The organism is Pantoea sp. E2023-21, assembly GCF_051302795.1.
GTDB classification, from domain to species: Bacteria; Pseudomonadota; Gammaproteobacteria; order Enterobacterales; family Enterobacteriaceae; genus Pantoea; species Pantoea ludwigii_A.
The window spans coordinates 1,574,924-1,592,400 of the sequence record NZ_CP195344.1; the positions used below are offsets into that span (position 1 = coordinate 1,574,924).

Annotated in this window: 19 protein-coding genes; 7 read left to right on the forward strand and 12 right to left on the reverse strand. The window is 53.7% G+C overall.

Annotated features, from left to right (window positions below; all coding sequences use genetic code 11):
• Positions 1-139: 139 nt before the first annotated feature.
• From ACRQ84_RS07485 to ACRQ84_RS07525, 9 genes are all read right to left on the reverse strand, one after another.
• Positions 140-1,108, reverse strand: a complete 969-nt coding sequence (locus ACRQ84_RS07485; RefSeq protein ID WP_483817632.1) for an HNH endonuclease signature motif containing protein — start codon at positions 1,106-1,108, stop codon at positions 140-142.
• Between the two features lie 212 nt (positions 1,109-1,320).
• Complete coding sequence (gene uhpT, locus ACRQ84_RS07490; protein ID WP_064739089.1) at positions 1,321-2,712, reverse strand: hexose-6-phosphate:phosphate antiporter UhpT; 1,392 nt, start codon at positions 2,710-2,712, stop codon at positions 1,321-1,323.
• A 137-nt stretch (positions 2,713-2,849) separates the two neighbouring features.
• The gene (locus ACRQ84_RS07495) at positions 2,850-4,178 is read right to left on the reverse strand and encodes an MFS transporter (protein WP_483817900.1); all 1,329 of its coding nucleotides are present in this window, start codon (positions 4,176-4,178) and stop codon (positions 2,850-2,852) included.
• A gap of 10 nt (positions 4,179-4,188) precedes the next feature.
• Positions 4,189-5,685 (reverse strand): signal transduction histidine-protein kinase/phosphatase UhpB, encoded by a 1,497-nt coding sequence (gene uhpB, locus ACRQ84_RS07500; RefSeq protein ID WP_483817633.1) that lies wholly within the window; start codon positions 5,683-5,685, stop codon positions 4,189-4,191.
• Complete coding sequence (gene uhpA, locus ACRQ84_RS07505; protein ID WP_483817634.1) at positions 5,685-6,275, reverse strand: response regulator transcription factor UhpA; 591 nt, start codon at positions 6,273-6,275, stop codon at positions 5,685-5,687. The genes uhpB and uhpA overlap by 1 nt, the downstream gene beginning before the upstream one ends.
• Entirely contained in the window at positions 6,272-6,556 is a 285-nt protein-coding gene (locus ACRQ84_RS07510; RefSeq protein WP_483817635.1) for a hypothetical protein, read from the reverse strand. The genes uhpA and ACRQ84_RS07510 overlap by 4 nt, the downstream gene beginning before the upstream one ends.
• 276 nt (positions 6,557-6,832) lie before the next feature.
• Positions 6,833-7,198 (reverse strand): cell envelope integrity TolA C-terminal domain-containing protein, encoded by a 366-nt coding sequence (locus ACRQ84_RS07515; protein ID WP_483817636.1) that lies wholly within the window; start codon positions 7,196-7,198, stop codon positions 6,833-6,835.
• Positions 7,199-7,281: 83 nt separating this feature from the next.
• A complete protein-coding gene (locus ACRQ84_RS07520; RefSeq protein ID WP_483817637.1) occupies positions 7,282-8,241 on the reverse strand; it encodes an HNH endonuclease in 960 nt (319 codons plus the stop codon).
• A gap of 63 nt (positions 8,242-8,304) precedes the next feature.
• The gene (locus ACRQ84_RS07525; protein WP_483817638.1) at positions 8,305-9,591 is read right to left on the reverse strand and encodes a FliC/FljB family flagellin; all 1,287 of its coding nucleotides are present in this window, start codon (positions 9,589-9,591) and stop codon (positions 8,305-8,307) included.
• Between the two features lie 336 nt (positions 9,592-9,927).
• On the opposite strand from ACRQ84_RS07525, the gene fliD reads away from it, so the two are divergent.
• From fliD to fliT, 3 genes are read left to right on the forward strand one after another with little or no spacing between them, the layout of a single operon-like run.
• Positions 9,928-11,352, forward strand: a complete 1,425-nt coding sequence (fliD, locus tag ACRQ84_RS07530) for a flagellar filament capping protein FliD (RefSeq protein WP_064739094.1) — start codon at positions 9,928-9,930, stop codon at positions 11,350-11,352.
• 12 nt (positions 11,353-11,364) lie between these two features.
• Complete coding sequence (gene fliS / locus ACRQ84_RS07535) at positions 11,365-11,772, forward strand: flagellar export chaperone FliS (protein WP_064739095.1); 408 nt, start codon at positions 11,365-11,367, stop codon at positions 11,770-11,772.
• On the forward strand, positions 11,772-12,125 hold the full coding sequence (gene fliT / locus ACRQ84_RS07540) for a flagella biosynthesis regulatory protein FliT (RefSeq protein ID WP_483817639.1): 354 nt from the start codon (positions 11,772-11,774) through the stop codon (positions 12,123-12,125). Before fliS ends, fliT begins: the two co-directional genes overlap by 1 nt.
• A 170-nt stretch (positions 12,126-12,295) precedes the next feature.
• Here fliT and yedD read toward each other — a convergent pair whose 3' ends face one another.
• A complete protein-coding gene (yedD, locus tag ACRQ84_RS07545) occupies positions 12,296-12,769 on the reverse strand; it encodes a lipoprotein YedD (RefSeq protein WP_483817640.1) in 474 nt (157 codons plus the stop codon).
• 195 nt (positions 12,770-12,964) lie between these two features.
• Between yedD and ACRQ84_RS07550 the strand changes: the two genes are divergently transcribed.
• The 3 genes from ACRQ84_RS07550 (at position 12,965) to ACRQ84_RS07560 (ending at position 16,267) form a co-directional block, all read left to right on the forward strand.
• Complete coding sequence (locus ACRQ84_RS07550; RefSeq protein ID WP_483817641.1) at positions 12,965-14,509, forward strand: methyl-accepting chemotaxis protein; 1,545 nt, start codon at positions 12,965-12,967, stop codon at positions 14,507-14,509.
• Between the two features lie 8 nt (positions 14,510-14,517).
• Positions 14,518-15,810 (forward strand): ABC transporter substrate-binding protein, encoded by a 1,293-nt coding sequence (locus tag ACRQ84_RS07555; RefSeq protein WP_483817642.1) that lies wholly within the window; start codon positions 14,518-14,520, stop codon positions 15,808-15,810.
• A gap of 133 nt (positions 15,811-15,943) precedes the next feature.
• The gene (locus ACRQ84_RS07560; RefSeq protein ID WP_008105368.1) at positions 15,944-16,267 is read left to right on the forward strand and encodes a DUF6388 family protein; all 324 of its coding nucleotides are present in this window, start codon (positions 15,944-15,946) and stop codon (positions 16,265-16,267) included.
• 195 nt (positions 16,268-16,462) lie between these two features.
• Here the strand turns inward: ACRQ84_RS07560 and iraP are convergent, their stop codons facing one another.
• Complete coding sequence (gene iraP / locus ACRQ84_RS07565; RefSeq protein WP_064739100.1) at positions 16,463-16,756, reverse strand: anti-adapter protein IraP; 294 nt, start codon at positions 16,754-16,756, stop codon at positions 16,463-16,465.
• Between the two features lie 63 nt (positions 16,757-16,819).
• On the opposite strand from iraP, the gene ACRQ84_RS07570 reads away from it, so the two are divergent.
• A complete protein-coding gene (locus ACRQ84_RS07570; protein ID WP_064739101.1) occupies positions 16,820-17,059 on the forward strand; it encodes a DinI-like family protein in 240 nt (79 codons plus the stop codon).
• 20 nt (positions 17,060-17,079) lie between these two features.
• Here the strand turns inward: ACRQ84_RS07570 and ACRQ84_RS07575 are convergent, their stop codons facing one another.
• Complete coding sequence (locus ACRQ84_RS07575; RefSeq protein ID WP_064739102.1) at positions 17,080-17,346, reverse strand: hypothetical protein; 267 nt, start codon at positions 17,344-17,346, stop codon at positions 17,080-17,082.
• Positions 17,347-17,477: the final 131 nt, after the last annotated feature.

Below are 17,477 nucleotides of genomic sequence, written 5' to 3' on the forward strand. Positions count from 1 at the left end.
ACTACCCTGCGTTAGTAAAGTTATCGGCATGATTATCCAATTCTGTAGGGGTTTTGATTGGCAGAATAGGCGGGCAAAAGCGAGGTTATTTCAAATTTGTTATGGATGGCGGTGGATCGCACCGCCATCTGCGCGAGCGCTAGCGCAAGTTACGCAGCCTTTTCCGCGTGCCAGGCGGCACCGCGTCCCATAATGCGCAAACTTTGCCCTCAAGTGCCTGATAAAAAGGGGTAATCAACGCTTCAGTTTCCAGCGCAGGATTAAACAGCACCTCACCGGTTTCCGCGTTAATGCTTATCATTTTGTTGATAAACAACCGCTGCAGGTCGCTACGCAGGAATAAGCCGTTATCCGCACTGTTATCCGCCAGAAAACCCTCTTCATTCTCTTGCGTATCGATATAGCAGGCTTCCACCCACGGCCAGCTGTGACGTTCGGTCAACTGCGTGCCGGTGATGATGCATGCACCGTAGCGTGCTTTGACCGCCGAGGTGAATTCCGCCTGGCTGGTGCGCTGCAATACTTTGGCTTTTACGCGTCGCCCAACTTCGGTGCCGGGCATCACACCGCTCGGTACTTTGTATTGTGGCGTGCTCAGCACCACGAGGAATTGGATCTTGCGTGACAGTGGGAAACAGGGATGCGCTTGCGCATCGAACAGTTGCCAATACTCATCCTCTTCCGTTTGACGCATCAGCACCAGCTTATAGCCGCGGCTGTTTAGCAGGTTCTGCGCCGCCGCCGAATTGGGATCGAGCATGGCAAACACCTGGGTTTCGCCCACCACTTTCCAGCGCCCTTCTTTGCGCGCGTCCTCGTTGCGACGAAAATAAAGAAACGCCTGCTGATTCTTCAGGTAGTGCTCAAAGCGGCGCAGATAGTTTTTGCGCTCGTTGTCGTCCGAGACAAACAACAGATCCTCAATCGGACTGTTGATCTCCTCTTGCGCGAACAGCGCGCGAATCACCAAATTGCGAAAGCTGGTCGACGGGCTCAGCAACCCGCGTGCAGTGAGCTCTTTCTCGTCAGGATGTTGCTGCGTGTAGCGCAGGGCAATCTCTTCGAAGGTCAGTAGCTCACCCGGTAACAAGTCATAATTGAAGCGCATAGACACCCCAGAAACGGAAAAATGTGGTTCAAAAAATGAGAATGGTTCTGAAGGGAGTTATCGGCAAGGTGAGAGCGGACTGTAACAGGTTGGTTACTTTTCTGTGGATGTAGGGTGTCAGCTAAAATCGTCCTTTTCCCCGCGCATAAATTTGTTTTAGGTCAGCAGGATTAACGTATAAAAAAGCCCCGGCGGAAAACCGGGGCGCACGATTATGCCGCTTTGAGCCGTTGCAGGCGTTTCTCGCGCCGAATTTTGCGCTCTTCAAACACCGCCACCATCGCCATCAACGCAATGCAGCCGATCGCGGCCGCATCCAGCGCCGCAAAGGTACCGGCCCAACCGGTTAAGCCAAAGATCGGCGTGCCATCCGCAATCATCCCTAAGCCTAACTTCGCGAAACTGTCACCAATCAGGTAAGCAAAGGTGCCTTTGATGCCATCGGCAGCGCCAATGGCTTTTTTCGGCACAAAGCCCACGGCTGCCACGCCAATCAGTAGTTGTGGACCAAACACCAGAAAACCCAACGCAAACAGCGAGGCCAGATAAACATATTGATTGCTGGCATGTTGATAGATACCGATCGTGGCGATAATCAACGCCAGTGCCACGCAGGCCACCAGCGCGCGACGGCCATTTGCCAAATCCGACAACCAGCCCCACAGCAGCGTGCCGACTAACGCACCGACTTCAAACAGCGTGAAGCCCTGGATTGCCACCTCTTTCGACAGTTTTAACTCCTGATAGGCATACACCGTCGACCACTGATCGATGCCAATTCGCACCACGTACAGGAAGATGTTGGCGAAGCACAGCAGCCAAATCACTTTATTTTTCAGCACGTATTCGACAAAGATCTGCCACTTGGTCATCGCCTGATCTTCGGTTTCTTGGTCCTCTTCGCTGATCTCTTCACCAAACAACTCTTCGGCTTTGCCCAGACCGTAGGATTCTGGAGAATCACTGCCGTAGCGCAGACCGATAAAGCCCACCACCAGCGCGATAAGTGAAGGGAAAACAAACATGCCGACCACATGACCATCGAACAGGTAATTAGCACCAAACAGCGCCACACCGGCTGCGCCCGCGCCGCCCAGGTTATGCGAAATATTCCACATGCCCAGATAACTGCCACGTTTCCGGCGCGGCGTCCATTTGGTGATGGTTGAGTAGCTACACGAGCCGCCGGTACTTTGGAAGAATCCGCTGAGCGCATAAAACGCGATCATCATGAACAGACTCACCGAACCCGCGCCCATGCTGGCGCTGAAGCCCAGCATGCAGATTGCCGAGAGGATCAGCATAAACGGCAGGAACTGCTTGGTGTTTTTGCCATCGGCGTAATAGGAAACCAGGGTTTTACCGACGCCGTAGGTGATAGAGAAGCCGAGCCCAATCATCCCCAGCTGCGTCATGCTGAGTCCGTAGGTGGTGATCATGTCGTTCTGCGCAATGTTGAAGTTTTTGCGGATCAGATACATGGTCAGATAGCCGATAAAGACCACCAGATAGGACTGCATAAAGGGTTTGAACCACATCTTGCGCCGCTCTTCGAGCGACAGATTCAGGGTCGGCTTGCGCACCTGATTTAAGAAAGCCAGCATGGAGTGCTCCTGATTAATGACCTGCGTGATGGCAGGCATTGTAAAAATCAGCAGCGGTTTCAGCCTGAGACAACTGCCCGGCGCAACCGGGAAAATTTCTTAGTTTTGTCGATGTAAGCGCAAAAAGCGGGGATGCATCACACTTCCTCGCGCTGACGCGGCGTTTGGGCATGCAGGAACGGCAGCAGCAGCAAGGCCGAAATCCCCGCGGCGCAGGCGATGACCGCGAAGAAGCCGCTCCAGTGCCAGACATCGATCACCCGCGCCAATGGCCAGCCGGACAGCGACGCGCCCAGATAGGCAAACAGGCCAACGAAACCGGTCGCCGCGCCCGCCGCATCTTTGTGCGAACACTCCGCCGCCGCCATGCCGATCAACATTTGGGGGCCAAAAACAAAAAAGCCGATGGTAAAGAAACACGCAGCCTGCAGCACGTAACTGGCAAAGGGCATCAGCCACAGCGATCCCACCGAGAGCAAAATGCCGGCGGCAAAGATCAGGTTCATCGGTCCGCGATTGCCGTTGAACAATTTATCCGATCCCCATCCCGCCACCAACGCGCCGCCGAAGCCGCCGAGTTCAAACATGGTGACCGCCGAGTTAGCCGTCACCAGATTCACTCCCAGCGTCTCGGACATGTAGAGATTGCCCCAGTCATTGATGGCGGCTCGCACCACGTACACCAGCACGTAGCACAGGGAAAGCAGCCAGATGTAAGGGTTAAGCAGCACATATTTAGCGAGGATTTCTTTATGACTTAGCCCCGCGCCCTCTTGCTGCTGGGCGATCTCCAGCGCATCGTGGCGCCAGTCACCCACCGGCGGTAAACCCACGGTTTGCGGACGATCGCGCAGCCGCCAGCACAGAAAAATGCCGGCAACGATCGCCAATCCGCCCGCAATCATCATGCCGGCGCGCCAGCCATAATGCAGCGCGGCGGCCCCGACGATCATCGGGATGAGCGCACCGCCAACATTTTGCGCCGTATTCCACAGCGCCCACCAGCCGCCGCGTTCGGTGCGCGAAAACCAGCTGGTCAGCAGGCGCGCGCACACCGGCGATCCCCATCCCTGGAAAAACGCATTCAGCACCCACAGCAGCGCGAACGCCCACAGCGAGGTCGAGAAGCCAAACAGGATATTGACCACGCCCGTCGCCATCAGCCCAATGCCCATGAAGTAGCGCGCATCGGAACGATCGCTGACGATGCCCGAGAAAAACTTCGACATGCCATAGGTGATGTAGAACAGCGTCGCTAACAGGCCGATGTCAGTGCGCGTCATCACGCCTGCGGCCAGAATTTCCGGTGACGCAGCGTTAAAGCTTTTACGGGTGAAATAAAACAGCGCGTAGCCGAGCCAGATGGTGATCATGATGTGCCGCCGCCAGTAGCGATAGCGCGCATCAATGGTCGCGTTATCCTCGAGTGGCCGCGCGCTGGCGGGTGCCTTGAGAAATCTGAACATCATCTTTTGCCTATTCCTTGCGCAACGGTAACGTGACGCTGACGCGCGTGCCATGGGTGCAGGAGATCCCCAGCGCGCCGCCTAATGCCGTCACGCGTTCGCGCATGCCGGCGAGACCAAAACCGTGTGGCGTGGATCCCACGGGCAAGCCGCAGCCATCGTCTTCAATCACTAACAACAACCGTTCGTCCTGCAAGACTCCTTGCAGCGTGACGGCGCGGGCGCTGGCGTGTTTCACCACATTGTTGAGCCCTTCCTGACAAACGCGGAACAGCGTGACGCGCTGCGCTTCACTCAGTCGCGCTTCGTCGATGTGCCAATCGAGATGGCTGACGATGCCATGCCCTTCCAGCTCCATTTCCCGCATCAGCGAACGAATAGCCTGCTCCAGCGATAGATCGTCCAACTGCCGCGGACGCAATCGCCCAAGCAGTCGACGCACGGAGTCGTAGATGCCGAGTGATAGTTGCTCAATCAACAGGCCGCTCTGCTTCACACCCCTTTCCGGACTGATGCGCTGCATGATCCCGGCCTGGGTGCGAATCGCGGTGATAGTTTGGCCGATATCATCGTGCAGTTCGCGCGCCACTTCGCGGCGTACGCTCTCTTCGGTCTCCAGCAAGCGTTCCGTCAGGCGGCGATTGCGCAGCAACTCGGTTTGCAGCGATTGATTGAGTTCACGTAAACGCTGAATACCCGCGCCCAGCAGCAGCCCGGTGAGACTTTGCGCCAATAGTGAGAGCAGCAGATCGACCGCGTGATCGTGCCAGGTCTGGCTGGCGATCAGGGCGATAGCGTTCATTAAGGTAGCGATCAGCGCGCCCTGCCAGCCGTAATGCCACGCCAGCGCGATAATCGGCAGCGCCAGACAAAATGGTGTGAAGCGTGACAGTTCAGCGGGCAATCCAAGCTGCAACCACAAGCTGACAATAAACAGCAGCACATAACCAAACAGATGACGCACGCGCCAGTTAACCGGCTGTCCAACCAGCGAAGGGCCGAGCGGCTGCCAGCGGGTGCTGGTGAGGTAGTGCCAGATCACCAGGCAGGTGGGCGCAATGGTCAGCGCGCCGGTTAGCGTCAGCAGCACCGCGTTTAACGCGGCGGGTTCAGCAAGCCACGGCAATGCCTGCAACAGCGCCGCGCACATCATCGCTCCGCCCTGCCACAGCAAGGTGTGCCAGTCGCGTTGATGACGATAACGGGAGATCAATGCCACCGGCAGCAGTGTTAATAAGCTACCGAGCATCAGCAGCGGCAGATGCGCCAGCGCCACTTCGCGGGATAACCCATACAGCATCAACCACTCGGCACCGAGCAGCACCGGCCAGTAAGCGCGTGGACACTGCAACATCAAGCCGAGGCGCAAACCAAAGGGAAACAGCAGCACCGCCAGCTCAGGACGATCCGCCAGATGCAGGCTGATGCTCCACAGGCAAAACCACGCGGCGGAGAAGATACAAAAACTGGCGATGACGGCAATCAGCCGTGAAAAGAGTGGCTGCATTACCAGCCATCAAACATGCGGCGCGCCAGTTCAACGTCGTTGCTGACGTTGAGCTTTTCCAGCAAATTGGCGCGATGAACGTGAACGGTTTTTGGCGACAGGCCGAGTTCAGCAGCGATCTCTTTCACCGCTAAGCCTTGCGCCAGTTTCTCCGCCACCTGGCGTTCGCGTTTGGTGAGCGGATCCTGCCGTGCCGAGGCGAGCTTGATGGCGATATCCGGCGTTAGGTAGCAGCCGCCTTTGGCCACGGTATGCACTGCGGCGATCAGTTCATCGGGACTGCAACGTTTAGAAAGAAACCCGCGCGCGCCGGCATTGAGCGCCTGCTCCACCAGCGCCGGGCTGTCGTGCACCGATAGCATGATGGTCGCCATGCCTTTCGGCAGCTGGCTTAACAGTTCCAGCCCGGAGATGTCCGGCATCGAGATATCGCAGATGCATACCTGCACGCCGCGCCCCGGCAACTGGGTGAGCGCTTCCCGCCCGGAACCGCATTCGGCGACAACCTGAAAATCCGGCTCCAGCCCCAGCAATTGAGCAAAACCCGAACGGACGATCACATGGTCGTCAATGAGCGCGATGGTGGTCATGAGGTTTCCTGGCGGCGAAAAAACGCGCTTACCTTAGCGATAAGCCGAAGAAGCTTCAAGCGGATTGCATGGGGATGGCAGGTTTGGGGCAGGTAAATCGTTGCGTCGTAAATAGAGAAACACTCGCTGTTTTTCAGGTAAGGCTCAAAGCGGCATAGATAGTTTTTGCGCTTGTTGTCGTCCGCAACCCACAGCAGATCCTCGATCGGACTGTTGAACTCCTTCTGCGCGAACAGTGCGCGGACCACCACGTTGCGAAAGCTGGTCGACGGACGCAGCAACCCGTGTTAGGTCGCCATGAATGGCGACCCTACAATCGTTTGTCTGGGTTTTCGTAGGGGCGCTGTTCATGGCGTAATGCCGATCAGTTAAGCCCCGTATTAATTACCGTACATACCGTAGCTGCGTGATTTATCGCGCAATAAATTGCGCCGCTACAATGTGTGCGCCAGGTAGTTGGGGTTTTCATCTCTTAACTGACAAGCATTATGCCGTTCATGGCGACCCTGCAGTCGTTTGCCTGGGTTTTCGTAGGGGCGCCATTCATGGCGACCGATTTACTTCTCCGGGGCGAAATGTATCACCGGTTGCGTGAACATTTTGTGTATCTCTTGCGACGGGGGCGCCGGGAACGTGGCATTTTTTAGCGCATCTGAGGCGGCCGTGCACAAACCCAAATCGCCGGTTAAGACATGGAAACCTGTCAGTTGTCCTTTCTCGTCCAAATCAAGTCGCACATCACAGGTTTTGCCTGCATAAGTATCGGCATCAAATAACTGCGTTGTGATGGAATAGTTTATTCCAGCAATATAGCTGTTGATATCGGTCACCAACGGCGGCGGCGGAAGGTTAAGATGAGTACGTGGATGTTTTGGTGCGGCACAACCGGTTAACAGCAGAACAACGAATAGAAGAATGCGCATACATCACGTCCTGTGAGGATTATTTAAAACAAGTATACCCACATATTATTTATATGCAGGTATCACGTAAACAAGAACGAACCTTAGCGCATGTTCTTAAATTTTTCCTGACAAGCATAATAATGTCGCTTCAAAAGCTGTATTTTGGCGTGATGTTTAATTTCATCCCAGTGTTTACAGATTCTACCGTTAATTTTTTTATATGCTTTCAGTAACGCGGCATCATGGGTTAATAGTTCAACCGTACCATTATCAGGATTTATGGTGAGAATTTTAGCATCAAATAAGCGGTGCAAATCACTACGCAGCAGCAAACCATTGCCCAGACCATTATGGCAAAAATGTTTGTTGCTATTTTTGTCATCTACGATGTGCGCAGCTTCAAGCCACGAGGCTGCTTGTTTATTGTGGGGTAAGCCAGTGACCACACAGCCAGGATAATAGTTGAGTAATGTGTTTCGAAGCTTTTGCTGATCCATTCTTACCAAAACTTCACGCTCAATCCGCCTGCCAACATCCTCACTATCCTCATCTTTTGGTAATTCAGCCTGTTGGGTATAGATGAGTTTCACTGCATAGGTGAAATCACGGGCAGCACTAAACTGCGGTTCGCCCTGCGCATTTATAAGCTGCCAGCGTTGATCTTGCTCGATCAACTTATGACCTGATTTCTTTAAAAATTTCTTTAATTCACCCTCATTGGATTTTAATAATGCGTCCACTCTGGCTGTGCCAGCAACCCGCCATTTATTTTGGCGTGAATTTGTACGGCGAAAAACCCAAATGCTATTTTTGTTGGTGAGCAGATTTACAAAGTTCCTTCGATAGTTACCTTTACCATCGCCAACAAACAATAGTTCATCAATGTCCCCGTTCAGCGAAGCTTCCGCGAAGATGGCACGAGGTAATTTGTGAGCGCCGTTGGGCCTTAAAAATCCGCTATTAGGCAAACCCGTTTGGTGCTTAATATCCTGACGATACTTATCATCAATTTGCCTAAAAGTAAGCAGTTCACCAATATGCGGTATCAGAAGGTTGGTCATTGTATTTTCTCCATAAAAAAACCCCGCCGAAGCGGGGTTTGATAAGCAAGGAGCTTAGAGCGATTAGCCCTGCAGCAGAGACAGAACCTGCTGTGGAACCTGGTTAGCTTTAGCCAACACTGAGTTACCCGCCTGCTGGATGATCTGTGCTTTAGACATGTTTGAAACTTCAGTAGCGTAGTCAGCATCCTGGATACGAGACTGTGCTTCAGACAGGTTAGTGGTGGTGTTGTTCAGGTTGGTGATTGCAGAGTCCAGACGGTTCTGCACCGCACCCAGGCTTGAACGGAAGGTATCAACTTTAGCGATAGCTTTGTCCAGCAGAGCCAATGGATCTGAAGTCGCGGCACCATCGTAGAGGCTGGCGTTAGCGGTATCAGCAATATCGCCAATGTCGCTGGCAACGTTCTGAGTACCAGTCGCGTCAGCACTGTTGACCAATGCGCCAGCGTCCGTTTTGTAGTCTTTACCCTGAACGGTAACATAACCAACTGCTCCACCAGTTGCATCTGCACCTACTTTGACAAACTTACCGGTCATAGAACCATCAGTTACGCCGTTAGTGGTGTCATCATAAGTTACGTCGGTGGTGTTAAGAGTAACGGTACCCGTTGCATCGTCTACAGAAACTGAATAGTTGTCGCTACCAGAAGAAACAACATAGTTTGCAGTAGCAGCACCAGTTGAGTCCTGAACGTTTTTGAGTGACAGAGAGCTTGCATCAACTTTCAGAGCCGTTGCAACTGAAGACAAATTAACATCTTTCAGTGAACCGCTCGCGCCAACCTGAGTGATAGCATCGCTGGTTTTCAGTGCAGTTTTATCAACACCGAAACCGCTCAGACCCAGAGTTGAAGAATCAATTTTTTGCAAATCGATTGAGATGGTCTGACCATCGTTTGCGCCAACCTGAATTTTCATAGAGTTGTTTGATGCCAGCACATTCACGCCGTTGAACTGAGTCTGACCAGAAACACGGTCAATTTCGTCCAGACGTGATTTGATTTCGTCCTGGATTGAAGACAGGTCAGAATCAGAGTTGGTACCGTTCTGTGCTTGTACGGTCAGTTCACGTACACGCTGCAAGTTGTTGTTGATTTCTGACAGTGCGCCTTCAGTAGTCTGCGCTGCAGAGATACCGTCGTTAGCGTTACGCGCTGCCTGAGTCAGGCCGTTGATGTTAGAGGTGAAGCGGTTGGCAATTGCCTGGCCCGCTGCGTCATCTTTAGCGCTGTTAATACGAAGACCAGAAGACAGACGCTCGATAGAGGTAGACAGAGCAGACTGGTTCTTGTTGATGTTGTTCTGAGTGATCAGCGAGAGGCTGTTGGTATTAATGACTTGGGCCATGATAATTTTCCTGTTAATCAAGTCTTTCGGTTAAGGTGTGGGCTTCAACCCGCCGGCTTCAGCGCCGTCAATGTTGTTATCGTCTGCCCTTAAACAACCTTTAGATTTTTTTTAGGACCAGGTGAAAATTTTTCCCTTCAACCTGTCACGCTTATCTTTATCGCCCTCTCCCGTCACTTCTTTAGCGATTTGATCATTTTTTCTAGCCGCAGAAATACCCTTCTCTATATACGCTATTCACTTCATCACCGATTAAGAATTAATTTTAAACTTTGACTATTCAAAGCCGATAACCCGGGTATTCAAACTCCGTGTCGACCACTTAAAGGAAACAACATGGCAAGTATCTCTACGCTGGGTATCGGTTCTGGCCTCGACTTAAGTAGCATTCTTGATAGTCTGACCACTGCCGAGAAAGCGTCTTTAACGCCTATTTCTACGCAACAGACGGCTTACACCGCCAAGCTGAGCGCTTACGCAACGCTGAAAAGCTCGCTTTCTACCTTCCAGACCGCCAACACTGCATTAAACAGTGCCGATCTGTTTAGCGCGACATCCGCAAGCTCCAGCTCAAGTGCGTTTAGTGCCACCACGTCAGGTTCCGTGGTTGCTGGTAAATACACCGTCAGCGTTTCACAGCTGGCGCAGGCGCAAACCCTGACGTCCGCCGTGCAGACCAGTAACACCACGGCGTTGGGCGACTCGTCTGCCAGCAGCCGCACCATGTCGATCACGTTGAAAGATGGCACCAGCAAAGACATTACCCTGACCAGTGACCAAACCTCACTGACCGGTATGCGTGATGCGATCAACGGCGCCGATGCCGGCGTTAGCGCCACCATTATTAAGGTGGGCGATGGCAGCTACCGCTTATCGCTGACGTCAAGCGAAACCGGCAGTGATAATGCGGTCAGCAAAATTGCGGTAACCGGTGATGACACGCTACAAGGCATTGTTGGCTATGACGCCAGCGCCAGCAGCAATGCGATGACCGAAAGTGTGACTGCGCAAAACGCCAAGCTGACGGTGAACAACGTTGAAATTGAGAACAGCAGCAACACCATCAGCGATGCGCTGGAAGGGATTACCCTCAATCTTAACGACACCACCACTGGCAACCAGACGCTGACCATCACCAAAGACACCTCGAAAGCAGAAAGCGCGATTACCACGTGGGTTAACGCTTACAACACCCTGCTTGATCAGTTCAACACGCTGACCAAATACACTGCGGTTGATACCGGCGCCTCTGCGCAAGACTCCAGCAACGGCGCGCTGTTAGGTGACAGCACCCTGCGCACCATCCAGACGCAGCTGAAAAGCATGCTGACCAATGCGCAGAGTTCTTCCACCTATAAATCGCTGGCGCAGATCGGTATCACCACCGACCCGACCACCGGTTCGCTGGAGCTGGACTCCGACAAGCTGAAAACCGCGCTGAGCAGCGATGCGGATGGCGTGAAAGAGATGATTGTCGGTGACGGTAAAACCACCGGTATCACTACCACCATCGCCACCAGCCTTACGGGCTGGCTCTCCAGCACCGGTATCGTGCAGGCGGCAACGGATGGCGTGAGTAAAACGCTGAACGACCTGACCGACCAGTACAACACCATGAGCACCCGCATCGATAACATGGTGGCGCGTTATAAAGCCCAGTTTACTCAGCTTGATGTAATGATGAGCTCGTTGAATCAGACCAGCAGCTACCTGACGCAGCAGTTCGAGTCAAGCAGCTCAAGCTCTAGCAGCTCATCCTAATAGGGAATGACTATGTACAGCGCCAATGGCACCCAAGCCTACGCAAAAATCGGGGTGGAGAGCTCAGTGATGAGCGCCAATCAACAGCAGCTGATTACCTTGCTGTTTGACGGTGCGATCAGCGCACTGGTCCGCGCCCGCCTGTTTATGCAGGACAACAATATCCAGGGAAAAGGTAACTCGATTTCCAAGGCCATTAATATCATCGAAGGCGGACTCAAGCAGGGCCTCGATGAGCAATCAGGCGATGACCTCACCGACAACCTGTTAGGGCTTTACGCCTATATGGTTCGCCGTCTGGTTCAGGCCAATCTGCATAATGATGTCGAAGCCCTCGAAGAAGTTGAAGGTCTTCTGCGCAATATCGCTGATGCCTGGAAAGAAGTCGTACAACCTCAACACCTTCAGGACGCCGTTTAATGAATATTGCACCGTCACTCGTCACCGTTTACCAACAGTTACTCGACCTCAGCCACGGAATGCTGCGTTTGGCAGCAGACGGCGAATGGGATGATTTGATTACCAAGGAAGTGGACTATGTCAGTGCGGTGCAAAGACTGGCGCAAACCACCACAGCCGCCGCACCGTCGCGCCAACTGCAAGAGCAGCTGCGCCCGGTGTTACGCCATATTCTCGATAATGAGAGCGAAGTGAAACGTCTGCTGCAATTGCGCATGGACGAATTGACGCAGCTGGTAGGCCAGTCATCGATGCAGAAATCGGTGATGAGCGCGTATGGCAAGCAAGGTAGCGTGTATTTACCGCAGGGTTGATCGCTTGCGATGACCTGAATGAAAAAGGGTGAGAAGATATCTTCTCACCCTTTTTTTCCGATTTCCAGGTCACCATAAATGGCGTCCTACGGGCAGAATATATAGGGTCACCATAAATGGCGACCCTACGGGCAGAATATGTAGGGTCGCCATTTATGGTGACCCGGGGATTATTGTGCCGGCTTAGAAGACACCGAAACCGGCTGCATGATCTCCGGCTCGATATCCTGAATCACCGCCTCATTCGGGCGCTTTGCCACTTCGTCCAGCGCCTGCTGGCACTCAACGGTTGGGCGATCTACTTTACGCAGTCTTAACCCATCGTAACGCAGCTCACCGTTCTCCAGCACCAGCGGCATTACGCGCACCTGACGCGTCACATTGACCCAATCATCGCCCAGACGGGTTAATTTGCCCGGTTTGGCAATCACACGCTGCCACTGACGGCAATCCAGCGTGTCACCTTCGGCACTGATAATCAGGCTGCCCATCGCCTGCTTGCTGATCAACTTGCTCTGCGGGCCGACGGTTTGCCAGCTGCCCTGCAGTTCCAGCGGTGCCGGGGTTTTCACGGCCTGGTCATAATTACTGATCTGCGCACAGCCACTTAGCGCCAGCGCGGCCACCATCATCCACTTTTTCATTCTCGGTCCCTAGACTCGCATCAATGGCGGCTACGTTATAATTTTTCCCGCCCGTTGCGCAAGGTATCTGCGGTGCGGCACGCGTTTTTCCTCAAGCTGCTCACTTCTGCGCCGATAACTCTTGTGGAGTTAAAAGCATCTGCAAAAACAATAATTACCGACTACACACTCACCTTCGTTACGGAGAACACCGTTATGCGATTGACCCTTCGCGCACGTCTGACATCGATTGTTGGCCTGCTGTGCATATTACTGATTGTTGCCGCCAGCTGGGGAATCATGGGCCTGCGTGCCGCCGACCAGCGGGCGCAAAACGCCTACCAAAATGAGCTGTTACCGTTGCAATACTCTTCTCGCCTGTACCGCATGGTGCAGGAACAGTCCTCTACCCTTTTCGATGCGCTGCGCTACTGGACCGACAGCAGCGAAGTGGAGAAACGTCTGGCGCGCATTGCGCACTACGGCGAGCAGATTGCGAAAGACCGCCAAACCTGGCAGCAGCTGTCGTTTGATGCGCAAACCAAGCCGCTCAGTCAGCAATTCATCACCCACCTCGACGGCTGGCAAACTGCGCTAAAGGATGCCGGCGAACTGCTGAAAAGCGGCAATCCTTCTGCGGAACTGGTGGTGATTGAAACCCGCCTGCGCAGCGGCAGCCAACTGTTGCAACAGGATATCGACCAGCTCGATGCGCAGATGCGCCAGCATGCGGAACTCACCTATCAGCAGAGCAACAGTGATTATCAACTGGCGCGAAACAGCCTGATTGTCATTCTGCTGGTGGGCTTAAGCGTGGCGCTGGTGTTTGGCTGGCTGCTGATTCGCTCGATCAATCGTTCGATTGGTCAGGCACGCGAACTCGCCGAGTCGATTGCGGCCGGTGAACTCAATCATGATATCGGCACCGTTTCGCGCGATGAGATGGGCGAACTGATGCAGTCGTTGCTGCGTATGGATGTGCGTCTGGCGGAGATCGTGCGCGATGTGGGCGAAAGTGCCAGCGCATTGAGTGATGCGGCACGTCAGATGGCCGACGGCAACGACGATCTTTCCGAGCGTACCCACTCGCAGGCCAGCTCGCTGGAACAGACCGCTGCCAGCATGGAGCAGATGACCGCCACGGTAAAACACAATGCCGATAACGCCGCGCAGGCCAACGAACTGGCCACCGACGTGCGCCATCAGGCCGAACGCGGCAGCAGCGTATTGCGTGATGCGGTCAGTGCGATGGAAGAGATCGAGTCTTCCAGCAAGCGTATCGCGGATATCAACCGGGTGATCGATGAGATCGCTTTCCAGACCAACCTGCTGGCGCTCAACGCGGCGGTTGAAGCAGCGCGTGCCGGTGAACAAGGCCGCGGCTTTGCGGTGGTGGCATCCGAAGTGCGTCAGCTGGCGCAGCGATCTGCCGGGGCTGCACATGAAATTAAAGCGTTGATCGATGCCAGCGTCGGCAAAGTGGAAGCCGGCAGCGCGCTGGTGCAGCGTTCCGGCGCGATGCTCAATGACATCAATCACGGCGTGGCGCGCGTGGTGGATATTGTCGGTGAAATTGCCGTGGCCAGCCGCCAGCAATCCAGCGGCATCGAACAGGTGAACACTGCGGTGATCCAGATGGATGGCGCAACGCAGCAGAACGCCTCGCTGGTGCAGGAAGCCAGCGCCGCCAGTCAAACCGTCAGTGAACACGCCGGATTGCTGGTGGAGAAGATGGCCTTCTTCCGCCTGCAACAACGCTAAGGAGCGATATGATGCGTAAACTTCTCGCCCTGTTGCTGGCCACGCCGCTGTTGAGTCAGGCGGCAACCACGCTGAATATCGCCACCATCGCCAACGGCGATATGACCATCATGCAGCAGCTCGCCACGCGTTACGAACAACAACATCCTGACGTCAAACTGCAATGGCATGTGATGGACGATGGTGCGCTGCGTCAGGCGGTGCTGTCGGCGATGAACAGCGGTCAGGCGCAGTTCGATGTCATCACTGTCGGCACCTATGAAGCGCCGCTGTGGGGTGAAAAAGGCTGGCTGGCACCACTGAATACATTGCCGGCGGATTACGACAGCGATGACCTGATCGCGCCGGTGCGTAAAGCGCTGTCGTTTCAGCAAACGTTGTACGCCCTGCCGTTCTACGGTGAAAGCAGCATGACCTATTACCGCAAAGATCTGTTTGCGGAAAAAGGGTTAACCATGCCCGATAATCCCGACTGGACCGACATCAAAAACTTCGCCGCCAAACTCACCGACCCGCAAAAAGGCATTTACGGTTTGTGCCTGCGCGGCCAGCCTGGCTGGGGCGATAATGTGGCGTTAATAACAACCATGGCGAATGCCTATGGCGCGCAGTGGTTCGATGAAAACTGGCAGCCGACGCTCAACTCGCCGGAGTGGCGCGAGGCGCTGGGTGATTATCTGCAGATAGTCAAACAGGATGGGCCGCCGGATACGGTGAAAAACAGTTTCGGTCAGATTCTGCGTCTGACAGCGCAAGGTAAGTGCGCGATGTGGATCGACAGCACGGTAGCGGCCGGTTTGCTGGTCAATCCGCAGATTTCATTGGTGGCGGATAAGCTCGCCTTCGCGCCTGCACCGGGCGGCATCACGCGCAATGGCTCCAACTGGCTGTGGTCCTGGGCGCTGGCGGTACCGGCCAACACGCCGAATCGCGATGCGGCGATAGCCTTTGTTAGCTGGGCGACGTCCAAACAGTATATCCAGCAGGTGGCCGATACTGTCGGCTGGGGCGCGGTGCCGCCGGGTAGCCGTAACTCTACCTATCAACAGGTGAGCTATCAGCGTCTGGCACCGTATGCAGCGCAGGTGCGGGCGGCGATTGACTCCGCTACCGTCGAGCAACCTACGCTCAATCCGGTGCCGTATCAGGGCGTGCAGTATGTGAGTATTCCCGGGTTTGATCAGATGGGTAACGCCGTCGGACAGAATCTGGCGGATATGCTGAGCGGTAAACTGACGCTGGATGAAACGCTGGCAAAAAATCAGCAGGACGTGATGCGGATTTATCAGCAGCTGCATTAGTTTGTAGCGAAAAGGGGTTCGTAGGGTGTGCATTTATGCGCACCTGGTCGCCATAAATGGCGACCCTACAAATCCTGACAATGCTGTCTGCGCGCGTTACACTAGCGCGCAAGTTGATACGCAGGAACTCCGAATGAAAACCCCAGAAGAGTATTACGCTCAGGCGCGCACGATGTTTTTCGCCGCCCACCCCGATTTTCAGTCTGCACTGGATGAACTCACCGAAAGCGATGCACGGCAAGCGAACCTGTCGTTAGCGCAGTTACGCGCCTGGCATGCAGAACGCATCTACGCCGCGTTTCTGCGTCAGAAGAAGTTGGATGGCATGCTGTTTTCCATTCAGCTGGCGGAACCCGATAAAGCCGTGGCAGCAGATGCCATTGAAAAATATCTGAAATCTCACGCGGAAGCGTTGGGTATGACGTGGGAAGAGTTCTGCATCAAGAATGAGCTTTAACCCTTAGCCGCTGTAAATGCATCAAGGATACAGCTCCAACCACTCAAAATGTTCAGGAAAAAGTTGTACAAGTTAATCGAACTTGTATAACTTACTCATCACGACGTCAGTCGTAGATTGTCCTTGAACGAATGGTGCTGTTGCACCGCCTCTGGAAGTGTTGCTGGATTTCCACTTCCAGAGGTTATATTTTTTCTACCCTTCCCGCTCAATCCCTTTAACTTCAATATAACTTGCCACCGCCAGCAGACGATTGACGTGGGTGAGCAGCAGATCCACATCCGACTGTAAAAACTCCTGCGACGCGCGCGAAGCTGTGACAATCGCCTCTTGCACCGTGTCGGAAATGGTCAGCGAGTTATCCTCTTTAGCCTGAATCAGCAGCGCGGCAATCAGTAAGGATTGCGCCTCAACCTGCGCCACCAGCTCTTTTGCTTCCACATCCATTTTTGCCATTTTCAATAAGATATCGATAACCAGTTGGCGCATATTTACCCCTGTTTTTATTTACAGTACTATATCGCACCCGATCCAATGAATGGAACGACCCTGATGTTTGTGGAGTTGATTTACGATAAGCGCAACGTGGCCGGATTACCGGGTGCACGCGAGATGATTTTGCAGGAGTTGGAAAAGCGTGTACAGCGCGTCTTTCCCGATATTGAGGTGCGCGTCAAACCAATGGAGCGTAACGCGATTGATACCGACATGAGTAAGAACGAGAAAGCGACGATTGCGCGGATTGTTGAAGAGATGTTCGATGAGGCGGAAATGTGGCTGGTGGCCGATTAGGCCACCAGTACAATTGGCGCTTAGCTTTCCTGCTCAGCATGGTTGATGGCGATTTCCAGGTCTTGAATCGCCTCATCAATATCATCCAGCAGCTTGCCCTGTTTGTTCAGCAAGGTGTCGAAGCGTCCCGCGTATTCGCTGTCTTTATATTCACCTGCATCAAAAGCGAGCCAGTGAGCAGACAGCGTTTCAGTATTGGTCTGCGCATAGTGGCGCATCTCTTTAAGCTGGGAGGTGACATCACGCAAGTATTCAGTTTTGGTTTTTACAGTTTCTGTATCACTCATGCTATCTTCCTTTTCGCTTAATAAGACGATTTAAATAACGCTTGAGTGATTAAAGATAGTGCAAAATATCGAAGCCGCCTTAGGAATAATCGGAAGTGACTGAAACCTGTTATTAATCAGGGGACATCCCT